The sequence below is a fragment of the Mesorhizobium sp. WSM4989 genome (genome assembly GCF_029625795.1).
Taxonomy (GTDB): domain Bacteria; phylum Pseudomonadota; class Alphaproteobacteria; order Rhizobiales; family Rhizobiaceae; genus Mesorhizobium.
The window spans coordinates 2,271,160-2,286,148 of sequence record NZ_JARTVN010000002.1; the positions used below are offsets into that span (position 1 = coordinate 2,271,160).

Here is a 14,989-nt window from a genome sequence, read left to right on the forward strand (position 1 = left end):
GTCGCTCTGCCAAAACCGCTGCGCACTGTTTGGGGACATGCAAACAAAAAAGCCGCTCCAAGAGCGGCCTTTTCTTGATTTATATCAATCGGTTACAGAGCAGAAGTAATCTGCAGCTCGCTGTTGCCGTCGAGGCCGTAAATGTCGTCGCGGAACTGCACGACGCCGGGTCCGGTCGACCATGCCGACAGATACAGGAAGTGGACCGGCACCGGGTTGACCACCTGCACCGGCGTATTCTCGCCAGTCTTGATCGCCGCCTCGAAATGCTGGCGATCCCAGCCGGGCGTATCACGCAGGATCCAGGTGACGAGGTCGCGCACATTCTGGACGCGCACGCAGCCGGAAGAGTCGAAGCGCATCAGCTTGCCGAACAGGCTCTGCTGCGGCGTGTCGTGCATGTAGACGCCGTCCGGGCTCGGGAAATTGATCTTGACCGAGGCCATGGCGTTGCCGGCGCCGGGATCCTGGCGGAAGCGGTACTTGGCGGCATCGTCCGTCGACCAGTCGACGGTCATCGGATCGACCTCGCTGCCGTCAGGCGCGAACAGCCGGATGTGGCTGTCCTTGAGGTAGTTCGGGTCCTTCCGCATCAGCGGAATGATGTCCTTGCGCACGATCGAAACCGGCGCGTTCCAGTAAGGATTGACGATGATCTCGTTGATCTTGGAATTCACGATCGGCGTCTGGCGGTCGATCTTGCCGACGATCGCGGTGTGGCGCAGCACGACGCGGTCGTTCTCGACGGCTTCCACCTGCGCGGCCGGAATATCGACCAGCACATAGCGGTCGCCAAGCGTGCCCGCCTTTTCGCGCAGCCGCTGCAGATTGGTCTGCAGCTGGCCAAGCCGGATCGGCGCCGGCACGTTCATCGCCGAATAAGTGTATTTGCCCATGGAGCCGTCGGCCGGCAGGCCGTGACGGAGCTGGAAGCGCTTGACCGCCGAGTCGACATAGGAATCGAACGCCGTCGAAATGCCGGCGCTCTGCGACAGGTCGCCCGAGACCATCAGCCGCTTGCGCAGCGGCACGACATCCGGATCGTCGACGCCGAGCTGCAATTTCTTGGTTGCCGGAACCTGCTCCCAGCCGCCCTGGCCGACAATGCCCTGGTACTGCGCCACCGCCTGCTCGGTGAAGGCTACGGTCTGCAGGCTGAAGATCGGCAGCGTCGAGGCAACCTTGCCGGTCTCGCTTGCACGGGCGTCGAACTGGTCGTCCCAATTGCCGCGGGTCGAGGATTTCAGAATGTCGCCGATCACATCCTGCGCGCTGGCATGGCCGGCGACGACGGCGGCGGCGAGCGCAGAGGCTCCGGTCAGGAAGAAACGGCGGCTGGTTCTCATGGATGTTCCAGACATTTTAGCTATATCTAATCTCGCTCAGTTCGCTCTACTGGCGGGTTGCCCGCACTCTAGGGTCGGCAATCTTAACAATTAGCCAACCATGACTTGCGTCAGCAGGGCGTGAAAACGTAGGACCACGACACCTGCTCCAGGAAGCGCAGGGCCTCGGCCCGCAGCATCACCCGCATTCTCGCTTTCACTGCGATTATGGCGGCAACGTGACCTTGGCCCGCGATTTGCATCCGGCAAGATGATCAAAAAATGGGACCGAGGCATTTTGGCATCGCCGATAGCGGCGGGTTCACAGGATGCCCGCCGTCATCCTCGGTTTGCCCTATTTCACCCGGTTCGGGCAGAGGGCTTTGAACTGCTCCAGCGTGTAGTCGTAGCCCGAGGCCCCCGAGCCATCGAGCACCACGTTCTCGTCGGTGTCGGTGATCTGATAATCCGTCTCGCTTCCGGCGGGGCTGCGCCTCTGGAACAGCATGTTGGCGCCGTAAAAGGTGGTGAATTTTCCGCTCTTGCAGTCCGCTGTGATCTCCAGATGCAAGGGCGTTTTCATTTCCTTAGCGATGCAATCCTCGGTCACCTTACCGACATAGTCGCGGCAGTATCCGATGGCGTTCTGCCTCGTATGTTTGGTCAGGATGCTGGCATGCGAGGTGTTGATGCCGGATTTCTTGACGACCGTAACCTCCATTCCGGCCTTGGAGCCATAACCGAGAGTCCGGGCAGCGGCCGGTGAAACAAGGATCACAGCGCAAATCGCAAGCAGGATATGACGCATGAGGCCCTCCTCTTTTGCCTGCAGAGCTTCCACGCGCGCTGCTCGGCGGTCAAGCGCCCTGCTGCAGCGCGCTTTCGCAAAAGAAAAGAACCGGCACCTGTCGGCACCGGTCCTGATTGCTTCCTCCGGCCGCGCTTCTTCGGCGCGACTTCGATCGTCTCAGATTTCGAATCCGCTTACATCCGGTAAGCGATCGTGTCGTTCCAGAAGCGATCCAGACGCTGGAGCGCGCGGTTCATCTGCTTGAACTCGTCGGTGTTGATGCCGCCCACGGCCTCGATCGAGCCGACATGGCGCTCGTAGAGGCCGGCGACGACCTCGGCCACCTCGTTGCCCTTCGGCGTCAGCGAGACGCGGACCGAGCGGCGGTCGATGCGCGAGCGCTGGTGGTTGATGAAGCCGAGGTCGACCAGCTTCTTCAGATTGTAGGAGACGTTCGAGCCGAGATAATAACCGCGCGAGCGCAGCTCGCCGGCGGTCAGCTCCGAATTGCCGATGTTAAAGAGCAAAAGCGCCTGGATGGCGTTGATGTCGGAGCGGCCGTTGCGGTCGAACTCGTCCTTGATCACGTCAAGCAGACGGCGATGCAGACGCTCCACCAGCTGCAGCGATTCCATGTACAGCGAACGGATCGCCTCGCGGCGATCGTCGGAAACGTTGGCGGTCTTCGCCGCCGGACGCGAATTGATCATTGTCTTTGCCTCTCGTTTGTCGCCCGGTGATTTTTTGTTCTTCACCTTGATCGCGACACTATCGAATACTCATAAAATTCGACTTAAACGCCAGGGCTAACAAGAGCTTACCGGTAAGAGGTTTCGAAAGAGGCTTAACGAACGGTCATACGAGCAAGAACAATTAACCTAAAGATTTAGCCAAGGGTTTTGGGGCAGTCGCCGACCCCGTATCTAGGTTCCTTACGCCGCCCGGCAAGCTATTGCCTGAGCTGGCGCTTCTGCAGCCAGATGACCACGCGGAAGACGATGTAGAGCAGCGCCACGCAGGCATGTGAGACGACGATCAGGATCCGATGTCCGAAGAGATTGGGAAAGCCGGCATACATGACGGTCTCGGTCGCCGCGCAGATGAACCAGATCACCGGCCCCCAAGAGGCAAGCATCCAAAGGCCCGCGGCGGCGAAAGGAAAGAAGACGGCAAGCGTGGCCGCGGCCACCTGCCAGTGCACCGGCATCAGGTCGAAGCGCCAGAGCTCGCCCGGATAGATGCCGATCAGCCGGACCCAGTAGAGGACACCGAACAGCAGGCAGTAGCCGGCAATGACCCGCTGGAACCAGGCGAAGATGATCTCGGTGGTCGAGGGCTGCAGCACCACGCGCCTGGAGGTGACCTCGCTCACAGCTCCAGCTCCCCGGCCCCGAGCGGCGCGAAATACGCGTCGACATCGGCCGCGCTCACCGCATCGAGGCTGGCGGGCCGCCATTCCGGCTTCGAACCCTTGTCGATGATGGCGGCGCGGATGCCTTCATAAAAGTCGTGGCCGGCCAGCATGCGGTTGAGGATGCGGAACTCCATCTTCATGCACTCGTCCATCGACAGCGTCGACCCGGCGCTGATCTCGCGCCAGGCGACGTTGAGGCTGGTCGGCGAACGCGTCCTGATCGTCGCCAGCGTCTTGGCGGCGAAAGCGTCGGTGGCGGATGCTCGTTCCAGGCTGGCGACGATAGCGGCGAGCGAGGGTTGCGAAAAATGGCGGGCGATCGATTCCAGATCCTGCCGCTCGGTCTCGCGTCTTGCGGGTGTGAAGAAATCGCGCAACTCCGCGTTCGCGTCGCCGCTTGTCGCCAGCTCGTCAAGAAGCCCCGCCTGGTCCTCGGCCTTGATCGTGTGGGTGGCGAGGCCCGACCACAGGGCATCACCATAGCGGATGCGGTTTCCCGTCAGCCCCAGATACATGCCGAAGCTGCCGCCGAGATCGGGCAGCAAATGGCTGGCGCCAACATCGGGGAAGAAGCCGATGCCGACTTCCGGCATGGCGAATTGCGCGTTCTCGGTCAGCACGCGGTGCGAGCCGTGGAAGGAAATGCCGACCCCGCCGCCCATGACGATGCCGTCGATCAGCGCGACATAGGGTTTCCTGAAGCGGGCGATGCGGGCATTGAGACGATACTCGTCGGCGAAGAAGTCGACCGGCGGCTTGCCGGCGCGGCCCGCCTCGTAAATGTGCAGAATATCGCCACCGGCGGAAAACGCCCTGCCCTCAGCCTTGACGACGACGACGGCGACGCCGGCATCGCCCTCCCAGGCGTCAAGCGCCTTGCCAAGCGCCTTGACCATGCGATGGGTGACGGCATTGAGCGCCTGCGGCCGCGTCAGTGTGACGACGCCCGCCTTGCCTAGACGCTCGAAGCGAATCTCGTCGCCTCCGCCAAAATCCATCGCCAGAGAATCCTCCTCTCCGCCCTTCCAGGGGGATTGAAGTGCTAAAGGCGGCATAAGGATGCGTCAATGGCGGCAACGCCGCGCTGGCGGCCAGCCGCTTCCGGTGTTAGGTAACCGGCAAAGTGTCGCGCGTAGGCGGCGCGACAGATTTCGAGCTAATCGACATGGCTGGGGTTTCTCGTCTCGTTGCTGGATTGGCAGGTCTCCTCTTTCTGGGAGTTGCGCCGGCCGCCGCCGAGGCAGCCTCTGAACTCTACCTGGCGCAGACGATCGTCACCGGCACCGGCGAGGCTAATCGCGAGATCGGCTTCAAGGATTGTCTGGACAAGGTGCTGGTCAAGGTTTCAGGCGATCAGCGGCTGACGCAGAAGCCGGAGATGCTGGCGCTGCGCAATAAGGCGGCCGACTTTGTCCAATCCTTCCGCTACCGCGACCGGCTGGAAGGCGTTCCGATCCATGACGAGCAAGGCACGCATGACCGGCCGCACGATCTCACCTGCCTCTACAAGCCCACCGTCGTCGACAAGCTCCTGGCGCAGCTCGGCAGCAAGCCATGGCACGGCGAGCGGCCGCTGATTGCCGTCTTCATAACGGCCGAGCAAGGGGCGCAACATTTCGTGCTGACGGCCGACGAGGATCGCGGCCAGTCAATGCGCGAATCCTTTGCCAACGCGACGGCGCCGCTCTCGGTGTATGTCAGCTTTCCAAAGGCTGACCAGCTCGCCGGCCTCGACGACAAGGCGCTGCGCACTGCCGATATGGCAAAGCTCGACCAGCTCGCCCGGCAGGCGGGTGCCGACCGGGCGCTCGCCGGCAGCATCGTGTGGAACGACAAGGAATTGGGCTGGATCGCCGACTGGCGGCTGGCCGAACACGGCAAGACCTATCAATGGCAGGTGCGCGGCGTCAGCTTCGACGAGGCTTTTCGCGTGGCTGTGAAGGGCGCGGCACAGATTCTGTCGGGGAATGGACAGCCGTAAACGTCGGCTGCCCTTCATCCGCCTGCCGGCACCTTCTCCCCGTCAAGGGAGAAGGGAAGTGCTCCAGCGCCGGCGATCCCCTCTCCTCGTTCTTCGCGGAAGCAACTGGCACAATCGTGTCGCATTGGTCAGCGGCAGGGGCGCATGGTAAAAGCCGGGACGACAACAGAGTTCTGGCGATGAACAAGTTTACCCCCGCAAAGCCTGCCGGCGCCCGCAGCGTCGACGAGATCACAGGCAGCCGCAGGCTGCGGCGCATGCGCAAGGCCGACTGGTCGCGCCGGCTGGTGCAGGAAAACCAGCTCTCGGTGAACGATCTGATCTGGCCGATCTTCGTCGTCGACGGCAAAAATGTGCGCGAGCCGATCGCCGCCATGCCGGACGTCTACCGCCTGTCGGTCGACCTCGCGGTGAAGGAAGCGGAGCGCGCCGCCAAGCTCGGCATCCCGGCGATCGCGACTTTCCCCAACATCGAGCTTTCGCTGCGCGACCAGACGGGCTCGCATATCCTCGATCCCGACAATGTCATCAACCGGGCCACCCGCGCCATCAAGGACGCGGTGCCGGAGATCGGCATCATTACCGACGCGGCGCTCGATCCATTCACCAGCCATGGCCATGACGGCATCCTGCGCGACGGCATCATCGTCAATGACGAAACCGTCGAGCAGGTCACGGCCGCGGCCGTCATCCAGGCAGCCGCCGGCGCGGACATCATCGCGCCGTCCGACATGATGGACGGCCGCATCGGCGCGATCCGCGACGCGCTGGACGCCAACGGCTTCCAGGACGTGGCGATCATGTCCTATGCGACGAAATTCGCCTCGGCCTTCTACGGCCCCTATCGCGAGGCAGTCGGCACCGCCGGCCTGCTCAAGGGCGACAAGAAGACCTATTATATCGACCACGCGAATTCCGATGAAGCCGTGCGCGAGGCCGAGCAGGATCTGGCCGAAGGCGCCGACATGCTGATGGTGAAGCCTGGGCTGCCCTATCTCGACATCATCCGCCGGCTGAAGGACGAGTTTCAGATGCCGACCTTCGCCTACCAGGTGTCGGGCGAATATTCGATGATCAAGGCGGCCAGCGCCAATGGCTGGATCGACGGCGAAAAGGCGATGCTGGAATCGCTTCTCGCGCTCAAGCGAGCCGGCTGCGACGGTGTCCTCACCTATTTCGCGCCGACCGTTGCGGAGATGCTGAGGGGCTAGGCCCAGGCGCAATTTTAAATTCTCGCCGCGTCACCTGGGCGCCGCCCGACGAGTTGATCGCTCGCCGGAAAATTCCGCTTGCATAATGCAATCAGTTAAGCTACTCCATGACTGCTTGCAAAATGCAACTAGTTCACGAGGCGATCATGTCAAAGCTGCGCGTCAACGCTTTCACCCTGTCGCTGGACGGTTACGGCGCCGGCCCCGATCAGACTCTCGAAAGCCCGCTCGGCGTCGGCGGCGAAGGACTGCATAAATGGATGATCGGCACGCGCACCTTTCGTGAGATGGTGATCGGCAAAGACGGCGGCACCACCGGCAGCGACGACAGCTTCGCCGCGCGCAGTTTTGAGAATGTCGGCGCCTGGATCCTTGGCCGCAACATGTTCGGGCCGGTCCGCGGCGAATGGCCGGACGAGAGCTGGAAAGGCTGGTGGGGCGACAACCCGCCCTATCACGTGCCGGTCTTCGTGCTCACCCATCACAAGCGGGCGCCGATCTTAATGGAAGGCGGCACGACGTTTTACTTCGTCACCGACGGCATCCATTCGGCGCTCGAACAGGCGAAGACGGCCGCCAAGGACAAGGATGTGCGGGTCGGCGGCGGCGTCGCCACGATCCGGCAATATCTGAAGGAAAGCCTGATCGACGAGATGCATCTCGCGATCTCGCCGATCCTGCTCGGCTCCGGCGAGCATCTTTTCGCCGGGCTGGACATGCCGAAGCTCGGCTACCGCTGCACCAGCCAGGTCGCGACCGCCGACGCGACGCATGTGATGATCGGGCGCGCGTAAGCTAGGCTCCCCCTTCTCCCTCTGTGGGAGATGGGGAAGTGCTCAATACTTCGACGGCACATAAAGCTCGCGCGGCAGCACCTGGCGCTCGTAGGCCGGGTTGAAGACGCGCTCCGGCAGCGTGATCTCCTCATGCGGCACGTCTTCGTAAGGCATTTGCTGCAGCAGGTGATCGATGCAGTTCAGTCGGGCCCGCTTCTTGTCGTTGCCTTCGACAATGAACCACGGCGCTTCCTTGATGTTGGTACGGGCGAAGGTCTCTTCCTTGGCTTTGGTGTATTGTTCCCAGCGCACGCGCGACTGCAGGTCCATCGGCGACAGCTTCCACTGCTTCATCGGATCGTGGATGCGCATCAAAAAGCGCATCTGCTGCTCCTCGTCGGTAATCGAGAACCAGTATTTCACCAGCGTGATGCCGGAGCGCACCAGCATGCGTTCGAATTCCGGCACGTCGCGGAAAAACTCTTCGACCTGATCCGCATTGGCAAAGCCCATCACCTGCTCGACGCCCGATCGGTTGTACCAGGAGCGGTCGAACAGCACGATCTCGCCGCCCGCCGGCAGATGCGGCACGTAGCGCTGGAAATACCATTGCGATCTTTCACGCTCGGTCGGCGCCGGCAGCGCGACGACGCGGCAGATGCGCGGATTGAGGCGCTGGGTGATGCGCTTGATGACGCCGCCCTTGCCGGCCGAGTCGCGTCCCTCGAAGATCACCACCAGCTTCTTCTTGTGGTAGGCAACCCAGGACTGCAGCTTGATGAGCTCCGACTGCAGACGCAGCAGCTCGCGGAAATAGGTCGTCCGCTCGATGGAGGGCGGATGCGACTTCTTGTAGATCCTGGCGATCTCGAGCGAGAGCGCGGGCTCGGAAATCTCCAGCTCATAGTCCTCGTCGAGCGTGTCCTCGAGTTCGGCTTCCAGCCAGTCCTTGGCTCCGGAATTCGTCTTGACCTCGTTCATTGCGCAGCTCCTGCCTGTCAGCCACTTTCGCCTCGGATGCGCTCCGGCCGCGGCCGGAAACACAACTCCGTAAGCCGACTGAGATACAGACGCGCAATGACGGTTTTATTGCGAGCAGGAGCCGGCAACGCTGGACCAGCCGATATGTGATCGGCCCGTATCGATGGCGGGGCGACAAGCCGCCCGAATTGTCCTACAAATAGTTTCGCCTCTTCCCGGCGCCCGCGACGGCGCGCCTCTTCAAAACAAATCGCAAGGACCTGACATGGAATACCGCACGCTTGGCCGTTCCGGCCTGAAGGTTTCGACATTGACCCTTGGCACGATGACCTTCGGCGGGACGGGCCCGTTCGCCGCCGTCGGCAAATCCGATCTCTCGGAGGCGAGCCGCATCATCGATACCTGCATCGATGCCGGCATCAATCTCATCGACACCGCCAACGTGTATTCGAACGGCCTGTCGGAGGAGATCGTCGGCGAGGCGCTCGGCGGCAAGCGCAAGAACGATGTGCTCATCGCCTCCAAGGCGCGCATGCGGATCGGAAACGGCCCCAACGACGAAGGCCTGTCGCGCCATCACCTGATCCGGGAATGCGAGCGGAGCCTGAAGCGGCTCAAGACCGACGTCATCGACATCTATTTCCTGCATGAGTGGGATGGGGTCACGCCGCTGGAGGAAACGATCGCTGCGCTCGACACTTTGGTCAGCCAGGGCAAGATCCGTTATGTCGGCTGTTCCAATTATTCGGGCTGGCAGGTGATGAAGGCGCTCTCGATCAGCGACAGCCATCATCAGCCGCGCTTCGTCACGCAGCAGATCCACTACACGCTGGAAGCGCGCGAGGCGGAGTACGAGTTGCTGCCGATCTCGGTCGACCAGGGTCTTGGCGTGCTGGTGTGGAGCCCGCTGGCCGGCGGCCTGCTGTCGGGCAAATACCGTCGCGACAGCCCGACGGCCCGCCAGCTTGGCGGCTGGTCCGAACCGCCGATCCGGGACGAGGGAAGGTTGTGGCGGATCGTCGACGTTCTGGTCGAAATCGGCAAGGCGCGCGGCGTTTCGGCGGCACAGGTGGCGCTTGCCTGGCTGCTCGGCCGCCCGGCCGTTTCTTCGCTGGTGATCGGCGCCCGCAACGAAGCCCAACTCAAGGACAACCTCGCCGCGGCCAGCCTGACGCTGTCCCTGGACGAGCGCCTGCGCCTCGACGACGTCAGCCGCCCGCCGGTGCTTTATCCCTACTGGCACCAGCAGCTCACCGCCAAGAACCGGTTCGGCCCCGCCGACCTGGTGCTCGACCGCAGCGATATCTAAGAATCCGCGCCGTGCTCCGCGCCCGAAAACGCGCGGAGGTCAGCCGGCGATAAAACTCCAGACCTCCGGGTCGGGTTCGATCTGGCCGCTGAGCACGAAATATTTGTAGAGGACGAGCAGCGATACCGCCCGCTCGTCCTTTTCGTTGCTGAACCGGCGGCAATAGGCGTTGGCCGCCGTTATGATGCGTTGGGCTTCCGCCGGGTGTTTTTCGAAATAGGCGATCTTGTCGGCGACGTCCGAAAAATCCGACGCCAGAGGCACGTAGTGAACATCGGCCTCGAGCTCAGCCTCGGCGAACCAGGTTTCGTAGGTCGGCGGCGGCATCAGGCAGAGCGAATTCGAGCTCATGATCCACTTGAGGTTCGTCGCCACGTCATTGCCTTCGAGCGAGACGATGTAGCGGAACTGCCGCTGCTGCGCGATCGTGAGATACGGCTTGCGATAGTTCTCCGGGGCGCTTGGCTTGGGCGAGCCGGCATCGCAAGACGGCAGGTCGCGCACGGCATCGACGAACCGTTTGCGGATCGGATTGTTGAAATGACCGCGCCAGACCGCCATCGGGCGCTTGTCGGCGAAGGACAGATTGTCCTTTGGCATGTTGAAATGGCGGAACTTGTCGAGCTTCATGATCACGGCGTTGCCGTTGTCGTTACGGATCGGCCGGTCCTTGACGATTGACGGCACCGCCGGAACGTCGACGACGTCGCCAAACTCGAGATCGATGAGCAGGTGGCGATCGAAGTAGCGGGCGAACTCCTTCAGGTCGTAATAGTACATGCTCCCGAACTTGGGTATTTGACTGGCCGGCACGGCCGCCGCGCTCGGCACGAAGCTATGGTCGAGCCGGTTGTAGTAGTTGACCCGATCACGGACCGTTTTGCTGGAGAGCCGTGCCTGCTCCAGCCGGCGCGCAAGCCGCTGGCGAAAGAGAGCCTGCGGCGCCACATCGCGGGTGATGTTGCGTATGAAATAAAATACCCGCGCTGCGGTGCGTAAGGGCGAGGCCATGCGTCCGTCGTTTAAAGATGTCCGTCGCCTCCTACAGCATTGTGCCGAACATCTTGCAAGCCCGCCCAAGCTGACGAACTTGTTGAAGTTCTAATATTCGACGATGGCCGAGGATCAGGCAGCGACGACGGCAAAGCCCCTGGCGCGCAGGCCGCGCCGCTCGTCATGCAGCGAAGTCACCAGGCGGTCGCGGCTGCCGGCGATGTGGGCCGAGAGCAGCCGTGCCGCCTTTTCGGCGTCACCCTTTCGCACGGCAGCCAGGATGGCGTGGTGCTCGGCCCAGGCGCGGCCAAGCGCCGCCTCGTCGCGCACTTCCAGCCAACGCGCGCGGGAGAGCCTGGTCATTGCATCGCGGACTCCCCTAAGCAGGAATTCATTGCCGGAAAGCCTGGCCAGCTCGATGTGAAAATCCAGACCAACGCGGTGCCATTCCTCGCGCGGCGTACCGGCGTCGCAGGAATCGAGCATCGCCGCGATCACCTCGATCCCGCTGCGATCTTCCAGCGACGCCGTCAACCGCACCGCCGCCACCTCGACCGCCTCGCGGTAGACGGCGATCTGGCCGAGCTCGGCGAGATTGATCGGCGCCACCGTCCAGCCGCGGCCGTCACGAGCGATCAGCCCTTCGGTCTCGAGGCGCAGCAGCGCCGCCCTGACCGGGGTGCGGGAGGCGCCGAAGCGGCTTTCGATCCAACGCTCGGTCAGCCGCTCGCCCGGGCCGATCTCGAGCCCGAGGATCATTTCGCGAAGCTGCCTTTCGACATTCTGCATTTGCGACATTGTCGTTCCGCTCTACGGCACCGCATTGACAGCGGCGGGGTTGAGGTTCATGACGGATACCGATTTGGTATCCCAAAATGGTATCCGGAGCAATCCCGGATAACCAAGCAGGCATGACATGGCAGAAAATAGCACCCAGAGCGGCTACAATATCCATTGGCGAGGCAATCTCGCCGTCTGCTTCGCCGGCTCGTTCAGCACGCTGATTGCCATGACGCTGCTGTTGCCGTTCCTGCCGCTTTATGTCGAACAGCTGGGTGCCGAAGGGCACGCGGCCATCGTGCAATGGTCAGGAGTTGCTTACGGTGCCACCTTCTTTGCCGCGGCGCTGGTCGCCCCTCTGTGGGGGCGGCTCGGCGACCGTTACGGCCGCAAGCTGATGCTGGTGCGCGCCTCGTTCGGCATGGCGATCTGCATGTCGCTGACCGGTATGGTCGAAAGCGTCTGGCAATTGGTGTTGCTGAGGCTCCTGATCGGCTTTGCCGGCGGCTACTCCTCGGGCTCGACGATATTGGTGGCGATGCAGACGCCAAAGGAGCGCTCCGGCTGGGCGCTCGGCGTGCTGTCGGCCGGCATCACGGCCGGCTCGCTGGTCGGACCGCTGCTTGGTGGCATGCTGCCGCCGCTGATCGGCATCCGCGCCACCTTCCTGTTGTCGGGCGCTGTCATCTTTCTCGCTTTTCTGGCCACGACTTTCCTGATCAAGGAAAACCCGCCGGCTCCCAAACCTGTCTCGTCGGCAAAGCCGAAGAGCGGCTGGGCACAGATCCCCGACAAGCGTCCGGTCGTCGCGATGCTGACGACCGGCTTGCTGCTCGCCTTTGCAACCATGTCGATCGAGCCGATCATCACGGTCTATGTGCAGCAGCTCGTCGTGGACCAGAGCAAGGTGACGATGGTCGCGGGCGTGGTGATGTCGGCGGCCGCGCTTGGAACCATCCTGTCCTCGTCGTGGCTGGGCAAGCTTGCCGATCGGGTCGGCCACTGGAACGTGGTCGTCGGCGCGCTCGCCGTTTCGGCCCTGCTGCTTGTCCCGCAAGCTTTCGTCACCGACGGCTGGCAGCTGATCGGGTTGCGCTTCCTGATGGGGCTGGCGCTGGGCGGCCTCCTGCCCTGCATCACCAGCGTCATCCGTCACAACATCCCCGACGGCGTCGGCGGCAATGTGCTCGGACTATCGATCTCGGCGCAGTATGTCGGCCAGGTCGCGGGACCGCTCGCCGGCGGCTTCGTCGGCGGCCATTTCGGCATGCGGGCGGTGTTCTTGGGCACATCGGTGCTGATGGCGCTGGGGGCGGTCTATAACTGGATTGTCCAGACGCGGCGCGCACGGCATATGCTGCTCGAGGCCGGCGAATCCTGAGCCGCGCGCGATCGAAGACGGAGCATCGAAATGAGTCTTGCCGGGCAACCATCAGACGGCGGCAGCCGCATCCTCGTGCTGGCAGGCGGTCTCGTCGGCGCGGCAGGGGTGGCGCTGTCGGCGGCGGCCGCGCATCGCGGCGGCGCCTTCACCGGCACGGCCGCATCCTTCCTGCTGATGCATGCGCCGGTCTTCCTCGCCATCGGTCTTATCGGCGGCAGCCGGTATCTCAGGATCGCAAGCCTGGCGCTGCTTGTCGGCCTGCTGCTGTTCTCGGTCGATCTTCTCGCCCGGGATTTCCTCGGTTCGCGGCTGTTTCCGATGTCGGCGCCGATCGGCGGCACGCTGCTTATCGTCGGCTGGCTGGCGATTGCGATCTCGGCGCAGTGGCGCCCAGGGCCCTAGATCCGCCTTGCCATTGCTGAGGCTCGTCGGAAAATGGGCCGCGACTACCGCCCTCCCCGACGCAGCCGCCGCTTGCGCGACGCCGGCTCCGCCGCGCGCCGCCGTTCCGGCCGGTCGGTTGGCCGCGAGATGCCCCAGTAGTTGCGATAGATGTCCTCGAAGAGATGGCTGATGGGATGCATGACTTACTTCCTTGGAATTGAATCGATCCAATAGACCGACGCGAAAAAGACGGCTGCTCAGGCGCGCTTGCGCTCCACGATGAAGCGGGGCTGACGCTTCCACGGGCCTGTCTTGCCGCGGCGCCGCTCACTCTGCTCGGCTGAAGCAATGCCCCAATCGTTGCGGTAGACGTCCTCGAACAAAAAGTTGACCGGATGCACGGCACCCTCCTTCTCGAATCTTGCTTCATGTCAAGAGACTTGGATCGATTCAAATCATAACCCCTGCACCGCCGTAGTCAAGCGAAAATTTGAATCGATCCAATAAAAGTAGTAAGTGGACCGTCAGACTTTCCGCGTCCATGTTCGACATGCGACCGGATTCGGAGAACAGACATGGCATCACTTATCGAAGGCCAGGCACGCCCCATCCGGCTGGCGGATATTGCCAAGGCGGCGGGCGTCTCGCATGGGACGGCCTCCAATGTCTTCAGTCGCCCGGAGGTCGTGCGCGCCGAGGTGCGCGAGCGGGTCAGGGCGGTGGCGGAGGCGATGGGTTACGCCGGGCCTGATCCGAAAGGCCGCCTGCTGCGCGCCGGCAAGGTCAATGCCATCGGCGTCGGCACGACCGAGCCCCTTTCCTACTTCTTCGAGGATCCCTTCGCCCGCGTCATGATGGCGGGCATTTCCGAGGCCTGCGACGCCACCGGCGCCGGGATCGCATTGGTTTCGGCGGCCAACCAGGAGAAGCTCGCCTGGAACATCCAGAGCGCGCTGGTCGACGGTTTCATCCTGTTCTGCATCGAAGGTGGCTCGCGTCTCGTCGCGCTGACGCGCGAACGCAGGCTGCCCTTCGTGGCGTTGGAGCTCGGCTTTCACGACGAGACGATCTCGGCGATCGGCGTCGACAACATCGCCGGCGGACGGCTCGCCGCGCAGCATCTTGCCGAACTCGGACATCGCCGTTTCGCCGTGCTGTCGCTTACTCTCGGTGATGACCGCACCGGCTTCGTCACACCCGAAATGGTCCGCTCGGCCGTCTACACGGGAACGCGCGACCGTCTGGCCGGCTATTTCGAGGAACTGTCCGGCTTCGGTGTCGACACGAAGAGCATCCCGGTCTTCGAGACCGAGAACGAGCAAAGGAGCACCTGGGCGGGGCTCGAAGCGATCTTTGCCGGCGGCGAGCGGCCGACCGCCATTCTGGCAATGTCGGACAGGATGGCCATGATCGCCATCGACTGGCTGACTGCGCGCGGTCTGAAAGTGCCGGAAGACGTTTCCGTTGTCGGCTTCGACGGCGTGCCCGACGGCGCGCTCTGCGACCCGCCGCTGACCACCATCGCGCAGCCGATCACCGAGATCGGCCGGCGGGCCGCGCGCATGATCCTCGACTATGACGGCGCCGTGCGGCGCGAGACGATGGGCGTTGAGCTCGTCGTCAGGGCCTCGACGGGCCCTGCTCCCATATCCTAGAACCAC

At 63.0% G+C, this 14,989-nt stretch carries 17 protein-coding genes; 7 read left to right on the top strand and 10 right to left on the bottom strand.

Annotation, left to right across the window (positions count from 1 at the left end):
* Nucleotides 1-92: 92 nt before the first annotated feature.
* From P9217_RS23895 to P9217_RS23915, 5 genes are all read right to left on the bottom strand, one after another.
* On the bottom strand, nt 93-1,346 hold the full coding sequence (locus tag P9217_RS23895) for a L,D-transpeptidase family protein (protein ID WP_067000724.1): 1,254 nt from the start codon (nt 1,344-1,346) through the stop codon (nt 93-95).
* A gap of 334 nt (nt 1,347-1,680) precedes the next feature.
* Nucleotides 1,681-2,133 carry a hypothetical protein gene (locus P9217_RS23900; RefSeq protein ID WP_095824862.1) on the bottom strand — a complete coding sequence of 151 codons (453 nt, stop codon included), beginning with the start codon at nt 2,131-2,133 and terminating at the stop codon, nt 1,681-1,683.
* Nucleotides 2,134-2,309: 176 nt separating this feature from the next.
* Entirely contained in the window at nt 2,310-2,825 is a 516-nt protein-coding gene (locus P9217_RS23905) for a winged helix DNA-binding protein (protein WP_067001002.1), read from the bottom strand.
* 239 nt (nt 2,826-3,064) lie between these two features.
* Complete coding sequence (locus tag P9217_RS23910) at nt 3,065-3,487, bottom strand: DUF6163 family protein (protein ID WP_067000719.1); 423 nt, start codon at nt 3,485-3,487, stop codon at nt 3,065-3,067.
* Nucleotides 3,484-4,527, bottom strand: a complete 1,044-nt coding sequence (locus tag P9217_RS23915) for an enoyl-CoA hydratase/isomerase family protein (protein ID WP_067330035.1) — start codon at nt 4,525-4,527, stop codon at nt 3,484-3,486. Before P9217_RS23915 ends, P9217_RS23910 begins: the two co-directional genes overlap by 4 nt.
* Before the next feature lie 167 nt (nt 4,528-4,694).
* Here P9217_RS23915 and P9217_RS23920 point away from each other — a divergent pair, with 167 nt between their 5' ends.
* From P9217_RS23920 to P9217_RS23930, 3 genes are all read left to right on the top strand, one after another.
* Nucleotides 4,695-5,510, top strand: a complete 816-nt coding sequence (locus P9217_RS23920; protein ID WP_067330032.1) for a DUF2066 domain-containing protein — start codon at nt 4,695-4,697, stop codon at nt 5,508-5,510.
* Between the two features lie 179 nt (nt 5,511-5,689).
* Nucleotides 5,690-6,721, top strand: a complete 1,032-nt coding sequence (hemB, locus tag P9217_RS23925) for a porphobilinogen synthase (RefSeq protein WP_067330030.1) — start codon at nt 5,690-5,692, stop codon at nt 6,719-6,721.
* A gap of 146 nt (nt 6,722-6,867) precedes the next feature.
* Nucleotides 6,868-7,515: a dihydrofolate reductase family protein gene (locus tag P9217_RS23930; RefSeq protein ID WP_067330027.1), complete on the top strand. Its 648-nt coding sequence runs from the start codon at nt 6,868-6,870 to the stop codon at nt 7,513-7,515.
* A 42-nt stretch (nt 7,516-7,557) separates the two neighbouring features.
* On the opposite strand, the gene ppk2 is transcribed toward P9217_RS23930, so the two are convergent.
* Nucleotides 7,558-8,478, bottom strand: coding sequence for a polyphosphate kinase 2 (ppk2, locus tag P9217_RS23935; RefSeq protein WP_067330023.1), 921 nt, complete (start codon nt 8,476-8,478; stop codon nt 7,558-7,560).
* Nucleotides 8,479-8,743: 265 nt separating this feature from the next.
* Here ppk2 and P9217_RS23940 point away from each other — a divergent pair, with 265 nt between their 5' ends.
* Nucleotides 8,744-9,787 carry an aldo/keto reductase gene (locus P9217_RS23940; protein ID WP_067330020.1) on the top strand — a complete coding sequence of 348 codons (1,044 nt, stop codon included), beginning with the start codon at nt 8,744-8,746 and terminating at the stop codon, nt 9,785-9,787.
* Nucleotides 9,788-9,826: 39 nt separating this feature from the next.
* Here the strand turns inward: P9217_RS23940 and P9217_RS23945 are convergent, their stop codons facing one another.
* Entirely contained in the window at nt 9,827-10,798 is a 972-nt protein-coding gene (locus P9217_RS23945) for a glycosyl transferase family 90 (RefSeq protein WP_278088068.1), read from the bottom strand.
* A gap of 114 nt (nt 10,799-10,912) precedes the next feature.
* Nucleotides 10,913-11,578, bottom strand: a complete 666-nt coding sequence (locus tag P9217_RS23950; protein WP_127215871.1) for a GntR family transcriptional regulator — start codon at nt 11,576-11,578, stop codon at nt 10,913-10,915.
* Nucleotides 11,579-11,696: 118 nt separating this feature from the next.
* On the opposite strand from P9217_RS23950, the gene P9217_RS23955 reads away from it, so the two are divergent.
* The gene (locus P9217_RS23955) at nt 11,697-12,941 is read left to right on the top strand and encodes a multidrug efflux MFS transporter (RefSeq protein WP_127215870.1); all 1,245 of its coding nucleotides are present in this window, start codon (nt 11,697-11,699) and stop codon (nt 12,939-12,941) included.
* 30 nt (nt 12,942-12,971) lie between these two features.
* A complete protein-coding gene (locus P9217_RS23960) occupies nt 12,972-13,346 on the top strand; it encodes a DUF423 domain-containing protein (RefSeq protein WP_095824748.1) in 375 nt (124 codons plus the stop codon).
* A gap of 44 nt (nt 13,347-13,390) precedes the next feature.
* Here the strand turns inward: P9217_RS23960 and P9217_RS23965 are convergent, their stop codons facing one another.
* Complete coding sequence (locus P9217_RS23965) at nt 13,391-13,528, bottom strand: hypothetical protein (protein WP_095801262.1); 138 nt, start codon at nt 13,526-13,528, stop codon at nt 13,391-13,393.
* Between the two features lie 57 nt (nt 13,529-13,585).
* Nucleotides 13,586-13,729, bottom strand: coding sequence for a hypothetical protein (locus P9217_RS23970; protein WP_082954112.1), 144 nt, complete (start codon nt 13,727-13,729; stop codon nt 13,586-13,588).
* Between the two features lie 174 nt (nt 13,730-13,903).
* On the opposite strand from P9217_RS23970, the gene P9217_RS23975 reads away from it, so the two are divergent.
* The gene (locus P9217_RS23975) at nt 13,904-14,983 is read left to right on the top strand and encodes a substrate-binding domain-containing protein (protein WP_278088069.1); all 1,080 of its coding nucleotides are present in this window, start codon (nt 13,904-13,906) and stop codon (nt 14,981-14,983) included.
* The last annotated feature ends 6 nt before the right edge of the window (nt 14,984-14,989 follow it).